This window comes from Halorubrum ejinorense (assembly GCF_055389685.1).
In genome coordinates this window covers 2,179,620-2,199,474 of record NZ_AP043777.1, presented here as the reverse complement: position 1 = coordinate 2,199,474, position 19,855 = coordinate 2,179,620, and the positions used below count along the sequence as shown (strand labels likewise).

Below are 19,855 nucleotides of genomic sequence, written 5' to 3'. Positions count from 1 at the left end.
TATTCGCGGTGTCGCCGCGTCGTCGCTCGGCTGTCGTTCGGAAAACGGAGCCGTCGCTCGGCTACTCGCCGTCGGCCTTCTGCTGGATCTGCTCGACGATCTCCGGATTTCGGAGCGTGCTCGTGTTCCCGAGTTCCTTCCCGTCGGCGATGTTCTCCAACAGGCGGCGCATGATCTTGCCCGAGCGGGTCTTCGGCAGGTCGGGCGTGAACACGACCTGCTCCGGCCGGGCGATCGGGCCGATTGCGTCCTCGACGCCCGCGATGATCGCGTCGCGGAGTTCGTCGTCGCCCTCGTAGCCGTCCTCGGTCGTCACGTAGGCGTACACCGCCTCGCCTTTGATGTCGTGGTCTCCGCCCACAACCGCCGCCTCGGCGACGCCCTCGACGCCGACGATGGCGGACTCGATCTCCATCGTCCCCAGCCGGTGGCCGGAGACGTTGAGCACGTCGTCCACCCGGCCGAGGACGGTGATGTAGCCGTCGTCGTCGATCTTCGCCCCGTCTTCCGGGAAGTACACCCAGTCGTCGGGGTCGTCGCTGTCCGTGTCGGAGTACTCCGCCCAGTACTCCTCGATGTACCGCTCGTCGTTGTTGTACAGCGTCCGGAGCATGCCGGGCCACGGCTTCTGTACGGTGAGGTAGCCGGCCTTCCCGGGTTCGACCTCCTCGCCGAGCGTGTCGAGGATCTGGACGTCGAGGCCCGGCAGCGGCGGCCCCGCGGCGCCGGGTTTCATGTCCTTGACCCCGGGTAGCGTCGTTATCATCATTCCGCCCGTCTCGGTCTGCCACCACGTGTCGACGACGGGGCACTCCTCGTCGCCGACGTGGGTGTAGTACCACTTCCAGGCGCGCGGGTTGATCGGCTCGCCGACCGTGCCGAGCAGCCGCAGCGAGGAGAGGTCGTGGCGGTCGGGATACTCCTTCCCCCACTTCATGAACGCCCGGATCGCCGTGGGCGCGGTGTACAGCTGGGTCGCCTCGTGCTCCTCGACTATCTCCCAGAGCCGGTCCTGTTCGGGGTGGTCGGGCGTGCCCTCGTACATCATCGTCGTCGTGCCGAGCGCGAGCGGCCCGTAGACGATGTAGGAGTGACCCGTGATCCAGCCGATGTCGGCCGAACAGAAGTACGTGTCATCCGGCTTGATGTCGAGGACCGACTGCGAGGTCCACGACACCCACGAGAGGTAGCCGCCGGTCGTGTGTTTCACGCCCTTCGGCTCCCCCGTCGTCCCCGAGGTGTACATCAGGAAGAGCATGTCCTCGGCGTCGCGGGTGACCGGCTCCACCTCGGCGCCCTCGTGTTCCGCGACGAGGTCGCCGTAGTCGAGCTGGTCGTCGCCGAGGTCGTGGCCGAAGTCGTCGCCGTTCGGCCCGAGCCGGTCGACGACGACGGTCGTGGTGTCGTGGTCGACGCCCGCGAGCCCCTCGTTCGCCTTGTCGAGGTGGTCGAGCGGGTCGCCGCGCCGGTAGTAGCCGTCGCAGGTGACGAGGTACTCCGACTCCGCGGAGTTCATCCGCGTCGCGAGCGCGTCGGCCGAGAACCCGGCGAACACGACGCTGTGGGGCGCGCCGATGCGCGCACAGGCCAGCATCGCGATCGGCAGCTCCGGGATCATCGGCATGTACATCGTGACGACGTCGTCCTCCTCGACGCCCTGCTCCCGGAGGGCGGCGGCGAACTCGTTTACCTCGCGGTGGAGTTCCGCGTAGGTGTACGAGCGGTCGTCCTCGTCGACGGGCTCGCCGACCCACTCGATGGCGACCTCGTCGCCGCGCTCGTCGAGGTGTCGGTCGAGGCAGTTGGCCGACGCGTTCAGCTCACCGCCGGTGAACCACTCGTAGAACGGCGGGTCGCTGTCGTCGAGCACCTGGTCGTAGTCGGTTTCCCACTCCAGCAGGTCGGCGGCCGACTCCCAGCACTCAGGCCAGTTTTCCTCGAACTCCTCGTACACGTCCGGATCGGAGACGTTCGCCTGTTCGACGAACGACTCCGGTGGCTCGAACACCTCTTGCTCCGCTAATCTCGCTTCCAGTTGGCCGTCTCCCTCTGTCATGGTACGGTCGTACCCAACCGATATCACCATATAAACGCTGACGCTAAATAGGAAAAACCGTGATAGATACCCCCGTCTCGCGGGGGAACGAGTCGGGACCGCCGGCCCGGCCTCGCCCGCTCAGTCCTCTATCCGGGCCGTCGGCTCGTCGCCGGCTCGGATCGGTCGCTCGCTGCCGTCCTCGAAGAGCCCGTCGAGCAGCGCGCGCTGGGCCTTCCGGAGGTGGTTGTGGAACGTCGGCGAGGAGACGCCCATCGCGTCGGCGACCTCTTCGGCCGTGCTCCCGCGCGGCCAGTCGAAGTAGCCGCCGTGGTACGCCGCGGACAGCGCCGCCCACTGGCGGTCGGTGAACCGGTCCGCGACCCCGTCCCGAAGCGACGACTCCGTGCGCGGCGAGCGCGCGACGGACTCCTTGCTGGCGAGCCGAACGTCCGCGAACCGGTCGCGGAGCCCATCCGCGACGGGCCTGACGTTCGTCCCCTCCGGGAAGTCCGCGACGACGCGGACTCGCCCGTCGGCGCCCGACGCGTCGCGGACCGTCGCCCCGTGGTCGATGAGCCCCCGCACCAGCGACCCGTCCGCGAGCCGAACCGACGCCGAACAGCCCTCCTCGCGTGTCTCTATCACCCGGAAGTCGGAGACGCCCGGGGCGTCCTCGACGACGACCGCGACGTCCTGCGGCCGAGCGCCGTCGACGGAGAGGTACGCCCGGGAGGCGTCCTCGTCGACGTCGACGGTCGACGCCACCTCGATCCGGCAGTCCAGCCGGTCGCTCGCGCGGGCGAGGAACGCGCCCTCGTCGGTCGCGTGGAACTCGACTTCCGTGACCGCGTCCGAGTGGAGCAGCTCTCGCCACCGGTCCGCGGTGACGGCTCGCCCGAGACAGCGCCCGAGGGCGACGAGCGCCCGTCGCTCGCTCTCGTCGACCCGACCCTCGTCGGCCGCGACGACGCAGAGCGCGCCGTGAGTCACGCCCTCGTGTGCCGCCGGCACCGCGACCGCGGGTCGCCCGTCGGTCTCCTGCCGGCCGTCGGTCGCCGCGGGCGCGCCCTCGGTTATCGCGTCCAGCCACGGCCCGCCGGCGGTCACGCCGCGGTTCGAGAGGCGCTCCGCGTCGACGCCCGCCGCCGCGGCCACGTCGGCTCCGTCCCCGCCGACCGCCCGACGGACGACCCACGCCTCGTCCCAGCGATCGGCCTCCGCGAGCCCCGCCGCGACGGCGGCGGCGGGGTCCGACGAGCCGGAGTCCGCGAGCGCCTCGAACCCCGGTAAGGCGACGGGCTCCACCCGCTCCGCGCGGTCGTCGCCGCGACCCCCGTCACCGGCGACGGCGGCAGCGAGCGCTTCGCCGTCGAGCGCGTCGAGGTGTGAGTCGAGCGTCGCGAGCGACTCCCACCCGCCGGCGTCCCGGACGGCTCGCGGGTCGACGTCGCGCTCGACGAGCAGCCGCCGGGCGAACGTCTGTCGCAGCACGCTCGGGGTGACCCGGTCGTCCGGGACGGCGTCGCTGAGGTCGGCCGCCCGCGCCGCGGTCTCGCGCACGATCATCTGGACGCGGCGGGGCGAGAGGTCGACGTACGGCTCGTCGTCGCCGATCCCCTCGCTCGTCGCGTATCGTCCGAGGTCCGCAGCCAGCGACGCCGGGACGACCGTCTCGCGGTCGACCGTCTCGTCGGGCGCGCCCGGCTCCCCGTCGGCGTCCGTCGCGGGGACCGCGAGGAGGTGCGCGCCCGCGACGGACTCGGCCTCGCGGAGGTGCCGGGGCTCGACGCGGGTGATCTCGTCGGTCCTGAGTCCGGCCTCGCCGGCCAGCCTGACCACCAATGCCGACCGATACGTCTCCGCGGCGGTGACCAGCGCGTCGTAGGCGTCCGGGCCGAGGTGGTCGACCATCCGTTTCGCATCCCAACGTGGAACCGAAAGTAAAGTGTTCCGGGAGACGGTGCGTCGCCGTCGAGACTCGTCGGAACAGGAAACGGGTCGTGTTCGCGGTCGCGATAGCCCCTCGATCAGTTTCGGCTCTCGTCTGAGTTCCGAAACAGGCGCTAGCAGTCGGCCTGAAATGCCGACGCCGCACGCGACGTGGCCCCACAGGCGCTCGTGGGCTTAGTACGTGACCGGCTTTACTCCTCGTCACGAACGGTGGACTCGATCTCGCCCACCACTTCCGGGTTCCGGAGCGCGCTCACGTCGCCGAACTCCTCGCCGCGGGCGATGTCTTCCAAGAGGCGTCGCATGATCTTCCCCGAGCGCGTCTTGGGGAGGTCGGGCGTGAACACGACTCGGTCGGCCCGGGCCGCGTCACCGACCGCACCGACCGCGCTCGCGAGCCGGTCCGCGATGGCGTCGCGGAGCGCTTCGTCGGGCTCGACGCCGCTCTTCGTCGTCACGTACGCCACGACCCGGCCGTCGTCGTCGCCGACGACCGCGGCCTCGGTCACGCCGGCGGCGTCGACGATGGCAGACTCCAATTCGCCGGTGTTGAACCGCTGGGCGCGGACGTTGATCACGTCGTCGACGCGCCCGAGGATCGTGACGTAGCCGTCCTCGTCGACGGTCGCGCCGTCGCCGGTCCGGTAGCGCCACTCGTCTTCGCCCTCGAGCCAGTACTCCCGTCGGTAGCGCTCGTCGCCCTCGCGGAGCCCCCGCAGCATGCCGGGCCACGGGGACGCGAGCGTGAGGTAGCCGGACTCGCCGGGCTCGACCGGCTCGCCGTCCTCGTCGACGACGCGGGCGTCGATCCCCGGGAGCGGCGGGCCGACCTTCCCGGGTTTCATCGGCGTGATCCCGGGCAGCGTCGCGAGCGCGATGGCCCCGGTTTCGGTCTGCCACCACGTGTCCACGACCGGGGCGTCGCCGCCGCCGACGTGGTCGCGGTACCAGCGCCACGCCTTCGGCGTGATCGACTCGCCGACCGTCCCGAGCAGGCGGATCGAAGAGAGGTCGTGGGCCTCGGGGTACTCCTTCCCCCACTTCATGAACGACCGGATCGCCGTCGGCGAGGTGTAGAAGACGCTGACGGCGTTGCGCTCGATCAGGTCCCAGACGCGGTCGCGGTCCGGGTAATCGGGCGACCCCTCGTATAGCACCGTCGTCGTCCCTGTCGCGAGTGGGCCGTACACGCCGTAGGAGTGCCCGGTGATCCAGCCGATGTCGGCCGCGCACCAGTAGGTGTCCTCGGGCCGCACGTCCAAGACGTTCTGCGTCGTCCACGCGACGTGCGCGAGGTAGCCGCCGGTCGCGTGCTCGACCCCCTTCGGTCGCCCGGTCGTCCCGGAGGTGTACATCACGAAGAGGAGGTCGGTCGCGTCGCGGGCGACCGGTTCGACCGTGTCGCCGTCGTGCGCGTCGACGAGCGCGCCGTACTCGTGTTCGTCGTCTCCCAGCGAGACGGCGAGTTCGTCGCCGAGGCGGTCGACGACGACCGCGGCCGACAGCTTCTGGTCGGCGCGGATCCGAGCGTTATCGGCCTTCGACTTCTGGTTGAACGCGTCCTCCCGACGGTAGTAGCCGTCGCAGGTGATCAGGTACTCGGAGTCGGCCGCGTCGATGCGGGTCGCGAGCGCCTCGGCGGACAGCCCCGCGAACACGACGTTGTGCGGCGCGCCGATGCGCGCGCACGCCAGCATCGCGATCGGTAGCTCCGGGATCATCGGGAGGTAGAGCGTGACGACGTCGTCCTCCTCGACGCCGAGGTCGCGGAGCCCGGCCGCGACCGCGTTCACCTCGCGGTGGAGGTCGAGGTAGGTGTACGACCGGCGCTCGCCGCGCTTGCCGAACCACCGGATCGCGAGCTGGTTCCGGCGGTCGTCGAGGTGTCTGTCGACGCAGTTCGCCGCGGCGTTGAGCCGCCCGTCGGGGAACCACTCGTAAAACGGCGGGTCGCCGTCGTCGAGGACTGTCTCGTACTCGCGGTCCCACGTCAGGAGGTCGGCGGCCGCGCGCCACGCCTCGGGCCCATCGCGCGCGAACCGCTCGTACACTCCCGGATCGCTCGCGGCGGCCCGCTGACGGAACTCGGCCGGCGGCGGGACGGCGTCCCCGTCGCCGTCGACGAGCCGACCGCCGTCCGCGAAGTCGTCCATACCGTGTCATGGCCTGCGGAGAACCGTATACTTTGTCCGATTCCCCGTCGGTCGGAAGCGGTCGAAAAACGGGGCCGATCCGCGCCTTCGAGTCGATACCGCCGTGGTCAGGCCGACTCCTCGGTCGGGGGCGCCGCGATGTCGGCCGCTCGGGCGCGGGCGCGGGAGACGATAGACGGCTTCGCCTCGAAGTCGAGCGTCACCTGCTCGCCCGCGTACGTCTCCTCCGCCACGTGGCCGTGGTCGTGAACCCACGAGACGAGGCTCATCGCGTCGTCGGAGACGGGGAGGACGAGTCGCTCGCGCTCCCACTCGGGGAGTTCGCCCTCGACGCGGTCGCGGAGCTCCGCCACGCCCGCTCCCGTCTTCGCCGACACGGCGACCGGATCGGGGGCCACCCCGGAGAGCGCGGCGCGCTTGTCGGCCAACTCGCCGGGCGCCAGCCGATCGATCTTGTTGAACACGGTGACGATCGGCGCCTCGTTGCGCTCGTAGAGCGTGTCGTGGCTGGTGACGAGCTTCTCGCGCATCTCCTCGACCGACTCGCTCGCGTCGACGACGAGCAACACGAGGTCCGCGCGGTACACCGAATCGAGCGTGGACTCGAACGACTCGACGAGCCAGTGGGGCAGGTCGGCGATGAATCCCACCGTGTCCGTCAGGAGGACGTCGCGCTTCTCCATCTCGGCGCGGCGGGTCGTGGTGCCGAGCGTCGTGAACAGCATGTCCTGTGACTCGGCGGTGGTGTCGAGGTCGCGGTGGCGCTCGTCGTTCTCGTCGACGGCCAGCTCGTCCGCGAGCTGGCGCATCAGCGTCGACTTCCCCGCGTTGGTGTAGCCCGCGAGCGCGACGAGGTCGAACCCGGAGTCGCGGCGCTGCTCGCGGCGCGCCTCCTCCTTTTCCGCTATCGAGTCGAGCTCGTCGCGGATCTCGGATATCTGGCGTTTGATGTCGCGCTCGACGCTCTCGTCGTACTCGCCGAGCCCCATGAACCCCGGCCGCTCGTCGCGTTTCGCGAGGCTCGCCTTCGCCTCGGCCCGCGGGAGTTCGTACCGTAGCTCCGCGAGTTCGACCTGGAGCTGCGCCTTGCGGGTGTTCGCGCGCTGGCCGAATATCTCGAGGATGAGCGTGAACCGGTCGACGACCTCGACGCCCTCGGGGAGCTCCCCGCCGATGTTGAACGTCTGGTACGGGCCCACGTCGTTGTCGATGATCACCGTTCCGGCGCCGGTCCGGCGGACCAGATCGCGGAGTTCGGCGACCTTCCCCTCGCCGAACATGAACGCGGCGTCCTCCGTCCGGGTCTGCGTGAGTTCGCCGGCGACCTCGTAGCCCGCCGCGGCCGCGAGCTGGCGGATCTCGGTGAGGTCGGCCGCGCCGCTGTCGACGCGCTTGGCGACGACCGCCCGGCGCGCCGCGGTGTCGGCCTCGCTCGGGTCGGCGTCCCCGCTCATAGGAGGAGGTCGCGAGCGGCGTACGCCGCGTGGTGTGCTGCCTGCACTGTTTCGCGCTCGCCTATGCTCTCGACGTATTTAAACTCGGGCTGGAAGCTGAGCCCGACGCGCTCGGCCGGCTCCTCGTAGTACTCGCCCGCCTCCGCGACGACCGGTCCGTCGGGCGGCTCCGGGAGGTGACCGACCGCCTCCGCGGTGAGCGCCACGGTCGCCTCCAGCGTCGGTCCCTCACGGACGGCGGCGAAACCCATCCCCTCGACCGACCGGATGCGCGCCGAGTCGACCCGCGCGTGGACCGCGGCCGCGACCATCAGGTACTCGCCGTCCTCCTCGTGGCGGCCGCTGATGTCGACGCCGACGACTTCAGGGGCGGGCGCCGTTCACCTCGGTTCGCTCGGACCGGACCGCGACGATCGTCCTCGCCTCGTCCATGTGTCACCGTAGGTCGGCCGGCGAATTGAACGTTTCCGTGGGGCGGACGGGACGAGTCGACCCGCTCACGCCCGCAGTTCGTCGACGACGCCCGCGATCCGATCGATCGCGTCGTCGACCTCGTCGGCGTCGACGTCGAGGTGCGTGGTGAACCGCGTCGCGTACTCGTCGAACTCGACGCAGCCGACGCCCGCGTCCTTACAGGCCGCGTAGAGCGACTCGGCCGGGATGCCGGCGTCCTCGGTGTGCGCCACGACGATGTTGGTGTCGGGCGCCGGGGCGTCGACGCCGTCGAGCGCGTCCAGCCCGGTCGCGAGCCGCTCCGCGTTGGCGTGGTCGTCGGCGAGGCGGTCGACGTTGTCCAACGCGCGGAGCGCGGGCGCGGCGATCATCCCGGCCTGCCGCATGCCGCCGCCGAACAGCTTGCGGACCCGGCGGGCGTCCTCGACGAACGCCTCGTCGCCGGCGAGGATCGAGCCGACGGGAGCGCCGAGCCCCTTCGAGAGACAGAACGTGACGCTGTCGACCGGGTCGACGAGTTCGCTCGCGTCGACGCCCAGCGCGACCGCGGCGTTGAACACGCGCGCGCCGTCGAGGTGGACCGGCACGTCGCGCTCGCGGGCGACCGAAGCGGCTGCCGCGATCCGGTCGACCGGGACCGCGACGCCGCCTCGGTAGTTGTGGGTGTTCTCCACGGCGAGGAGGCCGGTTCCGGGACGATGGAGGTCCTCGTCGACGAGGCCTTCACGGACCGCGTCCGGGGTCGGGACGCAGCGCTCGCCGGCGTCGATCGTCCGCGTCTGGACGCCGGAGAGCTTGGCCGCGCCGGCCAGCTCCCAGCGGTAGATGTGCGACTCGCGCTCCAAGAGGAGCTCTTGGCCGGGATCGGTGTGGACGTGGACCGCGATCTGGTTCGCCATCGTCCCCGAGGGGACGTACAGGGCGGCCCCGGTGCCGACCGCCTCGGCGGCCCGACGCTCCAGTTCGTTGACGCTCGGGTCGTCGCGGTACACGTCGTCGCCGACCTCGGCGGTCGCGGCCGCGTCGCGCATCGCGTCCGAGGGCGTCGTCACGGTGTCCGAGCGCAGGTCGATGTCGAGTTCGTCGGCTTCGGGCATCGGTTGGCTATCGTTCCGCGGCGGCGCGGATATATCCCGCGCTCGGCGCGGCCGCTACCGGCCGTAAACGCCGGTTCCGAGTTCGGTTCCTTCTTAACGACGGGGATCGATTCGAAACACATGGCTACGGAAGCCGCGACCGACGACACGGCCGACGCACCGGACGCCTACGACGCGCTCCTCGACCGCGCCCGACGGTGGAACGCGGTCGGCAGCGCTTCCGGCGTCCTCGGCTGGGACCAGCAGGTGATGATGCCCGAAGGCGGTACCCCCGCCCGTTCGAAGCAGCTCTCCGCGCTGTCCTCCGTCCACCACGACATGGTGACCGACGACGAGACGGGCGAGCTGCTCGAGGAGCTCGCCGACGCCGACCTCACCGACGAGCAGGCGGCCGTCGTCCGCGAGATCCGCCGCGAGTACGAGCGATCCGACGCCGTCCCCGTCGAACTCGTCGAGGAGATATCGGAGACGGGCTCCGAGGCGCTCCAGGCGTGGGAGGAGGCCAAAGCGGAGGACGACTTCGACGAGTTCGCGCCCTACCTGGAGAAACACGTCGAGCTGAAACGCGAGTACGCCGAGCACATCGACCCAGACCGGGACCCCTACGAGGTCCTGTTCGAGGAGTTCGAGCCGTGCCTCTCGATGGAGCGCGCCGAGTCGATCCTCACGGAGCTCCGCGAGGCCCTCGTGCCGATGATCGACGACATCCGCGAGTCGGACGTCGAACTCGCGGTCGACACCTTCGAGGGGACCTTCCCCGAGGACGACCAGGAAGCGCTCTCCCGCGAGGCGCTCGAACTGGTCGGCTACGACTTCGACCGCGGCCGCCTCGACGTCTCCTCGCACCCGTTCACCTCGGGCAACCAGTTCGACTGCCGCGTGACGACCCGGTTCGACGAGACCGACCCGCTCGGCGCGGTCGGCTCGACGATCCACGAGTACGGACACGCGCAGTACAACCTCGGGCTCCCGCAGGAGCACTTCGGCACGCCGCTCGGCACGTCGCGTGACCTCTCGGTCCACGAGTCGCAGTCGCGCCTCTGGGAGAACCACGTCGGCCGGAGCAAGGCGTTCTGGCAGGAGTTCCTCCCCGTCTTCCAGGAGCACTTCCCGCAGACGGAGGAGGCGACCGTTCAGGACGCCTACGAGGCGTTCAATCAGGTGTACGAGGACAACCTCATCCGCGTCGAGGCCGACGAACTCACCTACCACCTCCACATCGTCGTCCGGTTCGAGATCGAGCGCGACCTGGTCCGCGGCGACCTCGCGGTCGAGGACGTGCCGGAGGTCTGGAACGACAAGTACGAGGAGTACCTCGGCATCCGGCCCGACAACGACGCGGTCGGCTGCCTCCAGGACATCCACTGGAGCCACGGCAACTTCGGCTACTTCCCCACCTACTCGCTCGGCTCCGTGATGGCCGCCCAGCTGTTCGCGGCCGCCGAGGCGGAGATCGACGACCTCGACGGGAAGATCGCGGCGGGCGACTTCGAGGACCTCCAGGACTGGCTCGGCGAGAACGTCCACCAACACGGCGCCCGCTACGAGACGAACGAGCTGGTGAAACAGGCGACCGGCGAGGACTTCTCGGCGGACGCCTTCCTCGACTACGTCGACGAGAAGTACGGCGAGCTGTACGGGATCTGAGGCGGGACGACCCGCTCGGCGGCCCCAAAACCCCGCGTGTTCTCCCGCGACCTACCCGAGCCGGAACCCGGTCATCAACGCGACGATCGCGAGCATCACGGCGCCCTCGAACAGTCCGACGACGAGGTTCTTCTTCTCGATCGATTCGAGCCGCGAGGCGTCGGGGTCCGGCGAGCGCGTCTCGTAGTACGCGCTGAGGTGGAGCCGGTGGGGCACCGCCAGTCCGAACGCGAACAGCCCCCAGCCGACGCCGAGCGAGAGCGTCGACCACGTCCCGGAGAAGCCGTAGCCGAGTCCCAGCGCGGGCGTCAGGAGAACGGTCCCCGACAGCACGGTCGTCAGCGAGAAGCCGACGAGGAAGAACACGACCTTCGGGACGAGCGTTCCCGTCACCGCCGCCGACGCCTCCTCGTCGAGCCCGCCGAGCGTCGGGCCGACGACCGCCGGGAAGATCAGCGCGAAGCCGAACCAGACCGCGCCCGCTCCGACGTGCGTGTAAAAGAGCAGTTCCGTGCTTCCGATCGCGACGCTCGCCCCGAGGAACGCCAGCGGGACGAGAACGCTTCCGGCCGCGAACGCCGGGTTCGCCGCGTCCGCGAGGTGGCGGACGCGGTCGAGGAAGCCGAGCTCTCGCACCCGGCGATCGGCCTCGTTAGCGAATGCCATGTCAGAAGATAGCAATTGTCGATAATATTCGTTTTGATAGACACGAATACGGCGCGTTTCGGGAGCGCGATGCGTGGGACCGTCCCCGAGAGAAAACGCGTCGATGCGCGGCCTGCGGTCCCGCCGGCTGGAGTCCTACTTCTCGATGATGCTCTCCTCGACGGCCTCGCCGAAGTGGCGCGCGACGTCCTCGTAGTAGACGAGCGCCTCGTCGCCCGCCTCCACGTCGGTGACGGCCTTCCGACCCTCGCTCGTGGCGATCTTCACGGTCTCGGCGTTCTGGATGAGCGTCTCGATGCGGTCGGTGCCGTCTTCGGTCTCGATCTCGGCCTGGATCCGGAACATCGGACGCTTCTCGATCTTCACGCGCCCGACCACCGCCTCGCGGGTGTGTCCGTCGGTGTCGACGACTTGGACCTCGTCGCCGCTCGACAGCTCCGCGAGGTAGTTGGTGCCGCCCTCGGCGTTGCGGACGTACGCGTGGACCGCGCCGGCGTTCACCCGGAACGGGCGCGAGGCGACGTACGGCGACTCCGCCGTCTCGGCGTGGACGAAGAAGAGCCCGCGCGACATCGAGCCGACTAACATTCCCTCGCTGTCGTCCATCAGCGACCCGGTGTCGATACAGACGCGGTCGGCCATCCCGGTCTGTTCGATCTCCGTCACCTCGGCGTGGCGGAGGTCCAGCGTCTCGCGGTCGGCCGCGTCGCGGGCCTCGACCGCGCCGCGGATCTCGTCGGGCGAGTCGGAATCGAGGAGGACGCCGTCCGCGCCGATCTCCAGCGTCTCGAAGGCGGTCTTCGCCTCCGCCGCCGTCGTCGCGCCCGCGACGAGGTGCGTCTCGTCGCCCACCCGCGCGATCAGGTTCTCCAGCGGGATGATCGACCAGTCCTCGCCGATGACGATCGTGAACTCGGCGTCAGCGGCCGCCTCCTCCGCGAAGCGCTCGTACTCGGTGCCGAGGACGCGGACGTACGCCCCCTGTGCGCGGTCGTCCCGACGGCGGACCGTCGTGAGGTCCGCGGAGCCGGAGAAGTCGTCCGGCAGGTCGATCGTCCCGTCGCCCTCCCCGTCTTTCCCGACGAAGTAGGCGTCGGCCTCGGCGTCGCTCTCGGCGTCGTCGATCACGTCGGCTTCGGAGCGGAAGGCGGCGACGCTCACGTCGCCCAGCTCCCGCACGCGGCCGACGTCCTGCTCGTCGACGAGCACCCAGTCCGCACCGGCCTCGATGGCGGCCGTGATCCGTCGCTTGCGCGCCTCCCAGTCGCCGACCGCGCTGTCGGCTTTGACCCAGACCGTGCGTGTCATTACCGACACGTCGCGGCGCGCCGGCTTGAAAACTGCGGAAGGGTCGGGCGTTGCACGCGACCGCGGCGCCGCGGAGACGACAAAGCACTTATCGCTGAGATCGTATCGTAGGACGCACACTTCCGAATGACGACACAACGGCAGCGGTCCTCGGACGCCAGCTCTCGGTACGCGGCGGTCCGCGAGTCGCTCCGCGAGCGCGCCGCACCGCATCTCGGGATCGATCCGCGGGCGCTCGGCGCGTTTCGGATCGCGCTGGCGCTCCTCCTCCTCGCCGACCTGCTGCTCTATCGGCTCCCGGGGGTACGCCCGTTCTACACGGACGCGGGCGTACTCCCGCGGTCGACCCTCGGCGAGACGTATCCGCTGTTGGAGGCCGTCTCGCTCCACGCGTTGTCCGGATCGGCGTGGGTACAGACCGGACTGATCGCCGTCGCGGTCGGCGCGGCCGTCTGCCTCCTCGTCGGTTACCGCACGCGGGCGTCGACCGCCGTGTCCCTCGTCCTGCTCGCGTCGCTGTACGCACGGAACCCGTACGCGCTCAACGGCGGGAACACGATTCTGGCCGCGTTCCTCTTTTTGAGTCTCTTCCTCCCGCTCGACGCTCGCTGGTCGCTCGGGGGGAGCCGTTACCGCGACGGTCACGGTCGGGAGCCGGCTGGTCGGAGGGCGGACGCCGGGAGCGAGGCCGGGAGCGACTGGCGAGTCTGTTCGGTCAGCACGGCCGTCGCGCTGCTGACGCTCGTGTCGATATACGCGGCGAACGCGGTCTCGAAGTACCGGAGCGACGCGTGGATGTCCGGCGTCGCGGTCCCTCGGATCTTCCAGTTGGGGGAGTTCACCGTCCGCCTCGGACCGCTCGTCTCCGAGTACACCGCGGTCCTCGCGGCGATCAACTGGCTCTGGGTCGCGCTCCTCTCGGCGGCCGTCCTGCTGGTCGTCGCGACCGGACGGCTCAGGACGGGAGTCGCCCTCGCGTTCGTCTCCGCGCACCTCGGCATGGCCGCGACGATGCGGCTCGCCGTCTTCCCCTTCGTCATGATCTCGGTGTTACTCCTGTTCCTCCCGCCCGGAGCGTGGAACGCCCTCGAGGCCGTCGCGCCGGAGCTCCCCGTTCCCACTCGGGACGCGACGCGCGCGCCCCGAAGCGACGGCGGAAGCGGTGACGACGGAGGCGCGAAGTCGACCGCCCCCTCCGGTCGGTGGCGGGTTCGGCGCGGGCTTCGAGTGGGGGCCACCCTGCTGCTCGTCGGGTTCTTCGTCGCGCTGGTGTGGTGGCAGGCCGCGGGGGTCGGGCTCGTCGACCTCCCGGCGTCGGAGTCGGCTGGCGAGCTCTCTGAGGTGAGCTGGTCGTTCTTCGCACCGAACCCGCCGGACGCCTCCGGTTGGTACGTCGTTCGCGGAACGCTGGAGTCGGGCGACACGATCGACGTACGTGACGGGGGCGCGGTCACGTACGACCGGCCGCCGGACGCCGCGGAGACGTATCCGACGACGCTCTGGCACCAGTTCGGATTCCGGATGAGAAACGCCGGCGAGTCCCAGTACCGGCCGGTGGCGTCGTACGCCTGTGACCGATCGGACCGCGATCTGTCGTCCGTGACCGTCTTCCGGGCGGAGCAGCCGGTGGGCCCGGACGGACCGGTCGGAGAGCCGCAGGTAGAAGAGCTGGCCCGCGCCGCCTGCTGATCGCGTCGACGCCCGTCGTCGCGGGCCGTACCTCGCCGGAGGCCGGCCCGGCCCGATCGTATTAGTGGCGATGACGCGTCGTGTGGAGCATGTCCGACTCACCACGCGTCGTCGGCGTCGTCGGCAGCCTTCGAGACGGGAGCTACACTCGACTCGGGGTCCGCCGGGCGCTCGACGGGTCTCGGCGTGCGGGGGGTACCGCCGAACTGATCGACCTCCGCGAGTACGACCTCCCGGCGTACGACGCCGACCGCGGCGAAGCGGGAGACGCCAGCTCGCTGACGGCGGCGATACGCGACGCCGACGCGGTCATCCTGGGGACGCCGATGTATCACGGGTCGTACTCCTCGCCGCTGAAGACCGCGCTCGACTACTGTGGCTTCGAGGAGTTCGAGGACAAGACCGTCGGGCTCGTCGCGGTCGCCGGCGGCGGCTTCCCCGTGACGGCGCTCGAACATCTCCGTTCCGTCTGTCGGGCGCTCAACGCGTGGGTAATCCCTCATCAGGTGGCGATCCCGCGGGCCAGCACGCAGTTCGAGGACGGCGACGTCGTCGACGCGGGACTCGACGAGCGGACGCTCACACTCGGCCGGCGCGCCGTCCAGTACGCCGACATCGAGCCGGACCCGGACTCGTTCGAAGGGACGCAGAACGTCGGCGCGAACTGACCCTCAGGCCTCGACGAAGCCGCCAGCCCGCAGCGCCTCCTCGACCGACGCGTCGTCGTGGACGACGGCGGAGACCGCTCGGGCGATCCCCTCGGGGTCCTCGTGCTGGAATATCGACCGCCCCATCGACACGCCGGCCGCGTCGCCGTCCATCGCGCCGCGGACCATCTCCACCGTCTCGCGGTCGGTCCCCTTCGACCCGCCGGCGATGACGACCGGGAGCCGGGTCGATTCGGTCACGCGCTCGAACGAGTCGCCGTCGCCGGAGTAGCCCGTCTTCACCACGTCGGCTCCGAGTTCCTCGGCGAGCCTGACGGCGTGACCGAGCGCCTCGGGGTCTGACCCGTCGACGCCCGGGCCGCGTGCGTACGCCATCGCGAGGACCGGCAGCCCGAGCCGTTCCGCGTCCGCGGTCAGCTCGGCGAGGTCCTCGATCTGTTTCGGCTCGTGTTCCGAGCCGACGTTGATGTGGAAGGAGACGGCGTCGGCGCCGGCGCGGACCGCGTCCTCCGCGGTGCCGGTGACGCGCTTGTCGCTCTCGTCGGGGCCGATCGTCGTCGACCCGTTGAGGTGGACGATGTAGCCCGCGTCGTTTTTGTTCGCGTGGACCCGCTCGGCGATCCCGCGCTGCGTGAGCACCGCGTCCGCGCCGCCGCTGGTGACGCCGTCTATCGTCGACTCGATGTCGACGAGCCCCTGGACGGCGCCCATCGTGATCCCGTGGTCCATCGGGACGACGAGGTATCGGTCGTTCGTGGAGATGCGGTCGAGTCGTGCCGAGAGTCCTGCTGTCATGATGTCGTGGGTCGTTGTGAGAGAGTGTGTCAATCGAAGGTAAGTGGGTTTCGTTCGGGGACGTATTGCCTCCCTTCCCGACTCACTGCGTGCTCGCCGCTTCGGTCCGGGAGCGGTAGCCGCGCTCGGCGCCCTGCTTCAGTTCCCGGGAGAGCGCCTCCAGCCGGTCGGCGACCGCCCCCGTCGAGCGGTCTTCCTCGACGCCCTCGGCGACCAGGTCCACGAGCGCCGAGCCGACGATGATCCCGTCGGCGCCGCCCGCGACGATCCGTTCGGCCTGCTCGCCGGTGGAGATGCCGAATCCGACCGCCTTCGGCACGTCGTACTCGCGGAGCCGGTCGAGGCTCTCGGTCGTCTGGTCGGACACGTCGTCGCGGGCGCCCGTGGTCCCGAGCCGCGCTTGGACGTAGACGTAGCCGGAGACGTTCTCCATCATGCGGTCCAGTCGGTCACCGCGCGTCGTCGGTGCGACGATGAAGACCAGATCGAGCCCGAACTCGTCGCACGCTTCGCGCAGCGGGTCCGCCTCCTCAGCCGGCAGGTCGGGGACGACGAGCCCTTGGATGCCGGCCGCGGCGGCGCGCTCGACGAAGGGTCGCGGGCCGGTGCTCGCGGCTTCGCCGCTCGCGTTCGAGGCGCTTCGCGCCTCGCTACCCCCGTACTGGTAGATCAGGTTGTAGTACGTCATACAGACCAGCGCGGCGTCGACGTCGAGGTCCTCCGCGAACGCGAAGAAGCGGTCGGGGGTCATCCCCGCGTCGAGCGAGCGGACGAGCGCCTCCTGGATCGTCGACCCCTCGGCGATCGGTTCGGAGAAGGGTAAGCCGAGTTCGATCACGTCGGCGCCGCCGCGGTCGAGCGCCTCGACGTACGCCTTCGAGGATTCGTAATCCGGATCGCCGACGACCAGGTACGGGACGTAGGCGGGACCGTCGGCGAACGCGGCGTCGATCGCGTCGGAGTTGCCCATCTACATCCCCTCCGTGAACATCGACATGTCCGGCGCCTCGTCGATGTCGCGTTTGTCCGTCTCCTCGATGGCGGCGTCGAGGTCCTTGTCGCCGCGCCCGGAGACGTTCACGACCACGCGCTCGCCGAGTTCCTCGTGGTGCTCCTCGAGGTAGCCGAAGGCGTGCGCCGTCTCCAGCGCCGGGATGATCCCCTCGGTGTTCGAGAGCCGGTGGAACCCCTCCAGCGCGGCGTCGTCGCCGACGGCGACCGGGTCCACGCGCCCCTCGTCGACGAGGTACGCGAGCTCCGGCCCGACGCCCGCGTAGTCGAGCCCGGAGGACACGGAGTGGCTCTCCATGATCTGCCCGTCCGAGTCCTGAAGCAGCTTCGTCCGCGCGCCGTGGAGGACGCCCTCCTCGCCGGTGTACAGCGAGGCGGAGTTGGGCGCCACGCCCGCCTCCTCGTCGACTTCGAGCGTGGAGCCGCCGGCCTCGACGGCGTGGAGCGCGACGGACTCGTCGTCGACGAAGTCGGCGAACGTCCCCATCGTGTTCGAGCCGCCGCCCGCGCAGGCGACCACGTCGGTCGGGAGCCCGCCGGTCTTCTCGACGGCCTGCTCGCGGGCCTCCTCGGAGATGATCGCCTGGAAGTCGCGGACCATCACCGGGAACGGGTGCGGGCCGACGATAGAGCCGATCACGTAGTGGGTGTCCTCGACCGTCTCGGCCCAGTCGCGCATCGTCTCCGAGATGGCCTCTTTCAGCGTCCCGCGGCCCGTGGTGACCGGCTTCACCTCGGAGCCGTTGAGCTTCATCCGGAAGACGTTGGGGCGCTGGCGGTTGATGTCGCGTTCGCCCATGTAGATCGTACAGGGCATGTCGAGGTGGGCGGCCGCCATCGCGGTCGCGGTGCCGTGCTGGCCGGCGCCCGTCTCGGCGATGATCCGCTCTTTGCCCATGTACTTCGCGAGCAGGACCTGCCCGAGCGCGTTGTTCAGCTTGTGGGCGCCGCCGTGGAGGAGGTCCTCCCGCTTGAGGTACACCTCCGTGTCGTAGCGCTCCGAGAGCCGGTCGGCCCGCTGGAGCGGCGTCGGCCGACCGCCGAAGTCGGCGAGCCGCTCGCGGAACTCGTCCATGAAGCCGTCCTCGTTGCCGAGGACGTAGCGCTCGTAGGCGTCCGCCAGTTCCTCTATCGCCGGCATCAGCGCCTCCGGGACGTACTGGCCGCCGTAGCGGCCGAACTTCCCGTCGTCGCGGCCGCGCTCGCGCCCGGGGCGTCGCGAAAGCTCTCCAACCTCGCTCGTCGATGATTCGGTTTCGCTCATGTGGGTGTCTCCGTGGTGTCGGTCGTGTCGTCGGCTGTCGGGTCCGCGTCGTCGTCCTCGTCCGCTTCCGCCCGCGTCAGCGCTCGGGTGTTCGCCTCGACGTCGCCGTCCATGATGGCGCTCCCGACGAGCAGTGCGTCCGCTCCGGCCGCCCGCATCCGGCGAGCGTCCGCCGGCGACCCGATGCCGCTCTCCGCGATCAGCGTCACGTCATCAGGGACGTGGGGCGCCACGGACTCGAAGGTTCCGAGGTCGACGACGAGTTCGGCCAGGTCGCGGTTGTTGACGCCGACCGTCGTCGCGCCCGCGTCGATGGCGGCCGCCAGCTCGTCGCGGTCGTGGACCTCCACGAGGACTTGGAAGCCGCGCTCGCGGGCGGCGGCGAGGAGGTCCGGGAGGTCGTCGCCGACGAACCGGGCTATCAGCAGGACCACGTCGCTCTCGACGGCGTCCAACTGCGCCTCGTCGACGACGAAGTCCTTCCGGAGGACCGGCACGTCGACGGCGTCGCGCACGCGGGCGACCGTCTCGACGTTCCCACCGAAGTGCTCCGGCTCGGTGAGCACGCTCAGCGCGGCCGCGCCGCCCGCGACCATCTCCTCCGCGAGCGCGACGGGGTCGTCCTCGCGGGTGCCCTCCGTCGTCGGACTCGTCGGTTTCACCTCGGCGATCACCGGAACGCGCCCGTCGGCCTCGGCGCGCTCGAACGCGGCAGCGAGGTCGCGGGGAGCCACCGAGACGGCCTCGGTCGCCGCCGCGTCGGCCCGGTCGCGAGCGGCGGACAGGATCGATCTGACCGCCGGTGCCAGCTCATCTGGATCGTCCATTACTATACACTAATGTACTTATCTGTTCATAAGGCTTGCGGGCCGCGTACCGCGACCGCAACGGGTCACGCTCCCGCGTTCGTCGCTCTCGTCACCTCTCCCGGGTCGGTTCCCCGCCGGCGGTGAGGGTCGTCCGAGGCCGGCGTCAATCGGTCTCGCGGCCGACGTTTTAAGTGAACGACCCTTCCAATGAAGGTCATGAGTATCGGCAGCACCTCCGGGGTCTTCGCCCGAGAGTTCGACGAGATCGGCCGCACCGTCCAGGTGGGGTTCGCGGGCGGTCGCGTCATCGCCGTGTCGTTCCCGGCCGAGCCGCCGGCGGACGCCGACACCGACCACGACCTGCTCGACCGGATCGGCGCGTACCTCCGCGGCGAGCGCGACGAGTTCGCCGAAGTGGCGATCGGTCTCACGGTGCCGACCCCCCAGCGAGACGTGCTGGAGTCGCTCCGCACGCTGCCGTACGGCGAGGAGGTGACCGTGAGCCGACTCGCGAGGCTCGGCGGGTTCGACCCCGACGACCCCGACGACCTCGAAGCGGTCACCGATGCGCTCGCGGACAACCCGATCCCGGTCCTGTTGCCCGACCATCGCGTGAGCGGCGGGCCGTACGCGACGCCGGGCGACACCCGGGCGGCGCTGCGCTCGATCGAAGGGATCGAGTCCTGACGGCGACCCCTCGGGCGAGGCGTCGCCTTTCCGCGCCCGTCACGGCTCCGTCCCAACGACCTCACCCCGCTGCGCTCGTACCTGCGACCCTCCTCTCCCGGCGATCCCCGCTCGCTCCGGCCACCCTCCTCGCTGCGGCCGTCGCCGTCACGAGCCACGACGGCTA

Annotated in this window: 16 protein-coding genes; 4 read left to right on the top strand and 12 right to left on the bottom strand. The window is 70.3% G+C overall.

What is annotated here, in order from left to right; genetic code table 11:
- Positions 1-61: 61 nt before the first annotated feature.
- The 6 genes from acs (ACZ5KW_RS12345) to ACZ5KW_RS12320 form a co-directional block, all read right to left on the bottom strand.
- Positions 62-2,056 carry an acetate--CoA ligase gene (gene acs, locus ACZ5KW_RS12345; RefSeq protein WP_343776814.1) on the bottom strand — a complete coding sequence of 665 codons (1,995 nt, stop codon included), beginning with the start codon at positions 2,054-2,056 and terminating at the stop codon, positions 62-64.
- 120 nt (positions 2,057-2,176) lie between these two features.
- Positions 2,177-3,949, bottom strand: coding sequence for a bacterio-opsin activator domain-containing protein (locus ACZ5KW_RS12340; RefSeq protein WP_343776813.1), 1,773 nt, complete (start codon positions 3,947-3,949; stop codon positions 2,177-2,179).
- 230 nt (positions 3,950-4,179) lie between these two features.
- Complete coding sequence (gene acs, locus ACZ5KW_RS12335) at positions 4,180-6,141, bottom strand: acetate--CoA ligase (protein WP_343776812.1); 1,962 nt, start codon at positions 6,139-6,141, stop codon at positions 4,180-4,182.
- 107 nt (positions 6,142-6,248) lie between these two features.
- On the bottom strand, positions 6,249-7,595 hold the full coding sequence (gene hflX / locus ACZ5KW_RS12330; protein ID WP_343776810.1) for a GTPase HflX: 1,347 nt from the start codon (positions 7,593-7,595) through the stop codon (positions 6,249-6,251).
- Positions 7,592-7,906 carry a DUF2209 family protein gene (locus ACZ5KW_RS12325; RefSeq protein WP_464388569.1) on the bottom strand — a complete coding sequence of 105 codons (315 nt, stop codon included), beginning with the start codon at positions 7,904-7,906 and terminating at the stop codon, positions 7,592-7,594. The genes hflX and ACZ5KW_RS12325 overlap by 4 nt, the downstream gene beginning before the upstream one ends.
- Positions 7,907-8,092: 186 nt before the next feature.
- Positions 8,093-9,145 carry a threonine aldolase family protein gene (locus ACZ5KW_RS12320; RefSeq protein WP_343776808.1) on the bottom strand — a complete coding sequence of 351 codons (1,053 nt, stop codon included), beginning with the start codon at positions 9,143-9,145 and terminating at the stop codon, positions 8,093-8,095.
- Positions 9,146-9,265: 120 nt separating this feature from the next.
- Here ACZ5KW_RS12320 and ACZ5KW_RS12315 point away from each other — a divergent pair, with 120 nt between their 5' ends.
- A complete protein-coding gene (locus ACZ5KW_RS12315) occupies positions 9,266-10,792 on the top strand; it encodes a carboxypeptidase M32 (protein WP_343776806.1) in 1,527 nt (508 codons plus the stop codon).
- Positions 10,793-10,843: 51 nt separating this feature from the next.
- Here ACZ5KW_RS12315 and ACZ5KW_RS12310 read toward each other — a convergent pair whose 3' ends face one another.
- Positions 10,844-11,458: a hypothetical protein gene (locus ACZ5KW_RS12310; RefSeq protein ID WP_343776805.1), complete on the bottom strand. Its 615-nt coding sequence runs from the start codon at positions 11,456-11,458 to the stop codon at positions 10,844-10,846.
- 135 nt (positions 11,459-11,593) lie between these two features.
- Positions 11,594-12,766, bottom strand: coding sequence for a 3-dehydroquinate synthase II (locus tag ACZ5KW_RS12305; RefSeq protein WP_343776804.1), 1,173 nt, complete (start codon positions 12,764-12,766; stop codon positions 11,594-11,596).
- 126 nt (positions 12,767-12,892) lie between these two features.
- Between ACZ5KW_RS12305 and ACZ5KW_RS12300 the strand changes: the two genes are divergently transcribed.
- Positions 12,893-14,455, top strand: a complete 1,563-nt coding sequence (locus ACZ5KW_RS12300; RefSeq protein ID WP_343776802.1) for an HTTM domain-containing protein — start codon at positions 12,893-12,895, stop codon at positions 14,453-14,455.
- Positions 14,456-14,544: 89 nt separating this feature from the next.
- Complete coding sequence (locus ACZ5KW_RS12295) at positions 14,545-15,123, top strand: NADPH-dependent FMN reductase (protein WP_343776800.1); 579 nt, start codon at positions 14,545-14,547, stop codon at positions 15,121-15,123.
- 3 nt (positions 15,124-15,126) lie between these two features.
- Here ACZ5KW_RS12295 and ACZ5KW_RS12290 read toward each other — a convergent pair whose 3' ends face one another.
- The 4 genes from ACZ5KW_RS12290 to trpC all read right to left on the bottom strand — a co-directional run bounded on the left by ACZ5KW_RS12290 (position 15,127) and on the right by trpC (position 19,020).
- Entirely contained in the window at positions 15,127-15,918 is a 792-nt protein-coding gene (locus ACZ5KW_RS12290; protein WP_343776798.1) for a 2-amino-3,7-dideoxy-D-threo-hept-6-ulosonate synthase, read from the bottom strand.
- An 82-nt stretch (positions 15,919-16,000) separates the two neighbouring features.
- Entirely contained in the window at positions 16,001-16,888 is an 888-nt protein-coding gene (gene trpA, locus ACZ5KW_RS12285) for a tryptophan synthase subunit alpha (protein ID WP_343776796.1), read from the bottom strand.
- Positions 16,889-18,193: a tryptophan synthase subunit beta gene (trpB, locus tag ACZ5KW_RS12280; RefSeq protein WP_343776794.1), complete on the bottom strand. Its 1,305-nt coding sequence runs from the start codon at positions 18,191-18,193 to the stop codon at positions 16,889-16,891.
- Positions 18,190-19,020: an indole-3-glycerol phosphate synthase gene (gene trpC / locus ACZ5KW_RS12275; protein WP_343776792.1), complete on the bottom strand. Its 831-nt coding sequence runs from the start codon at positions 19,018-19,020 to the stop codon at positions 18,190-18,192. The genes trpB and trpC overlap by 4 nt, the downstream gene beginning before the upstream one ends.
- A 198-nt stretch (positions 19,021-19,218) precedes the next feature.
- Between trpC and ACZ5KW_RS12270 the strand changes: the two genes are divergently transcribed.
- Positions 19,219-19,689, top strand: coding sequence for an MGMT family protein (locus tag ACZ5KW_RS12270; RefSeq protein ID WP_343776791.1), 471 nt, complete (start codon positions 19,219-19,221; stop codon positions 19,687-19,689).
- Positions 19,690-19,855: the final 166 nt, after the last annotated feature.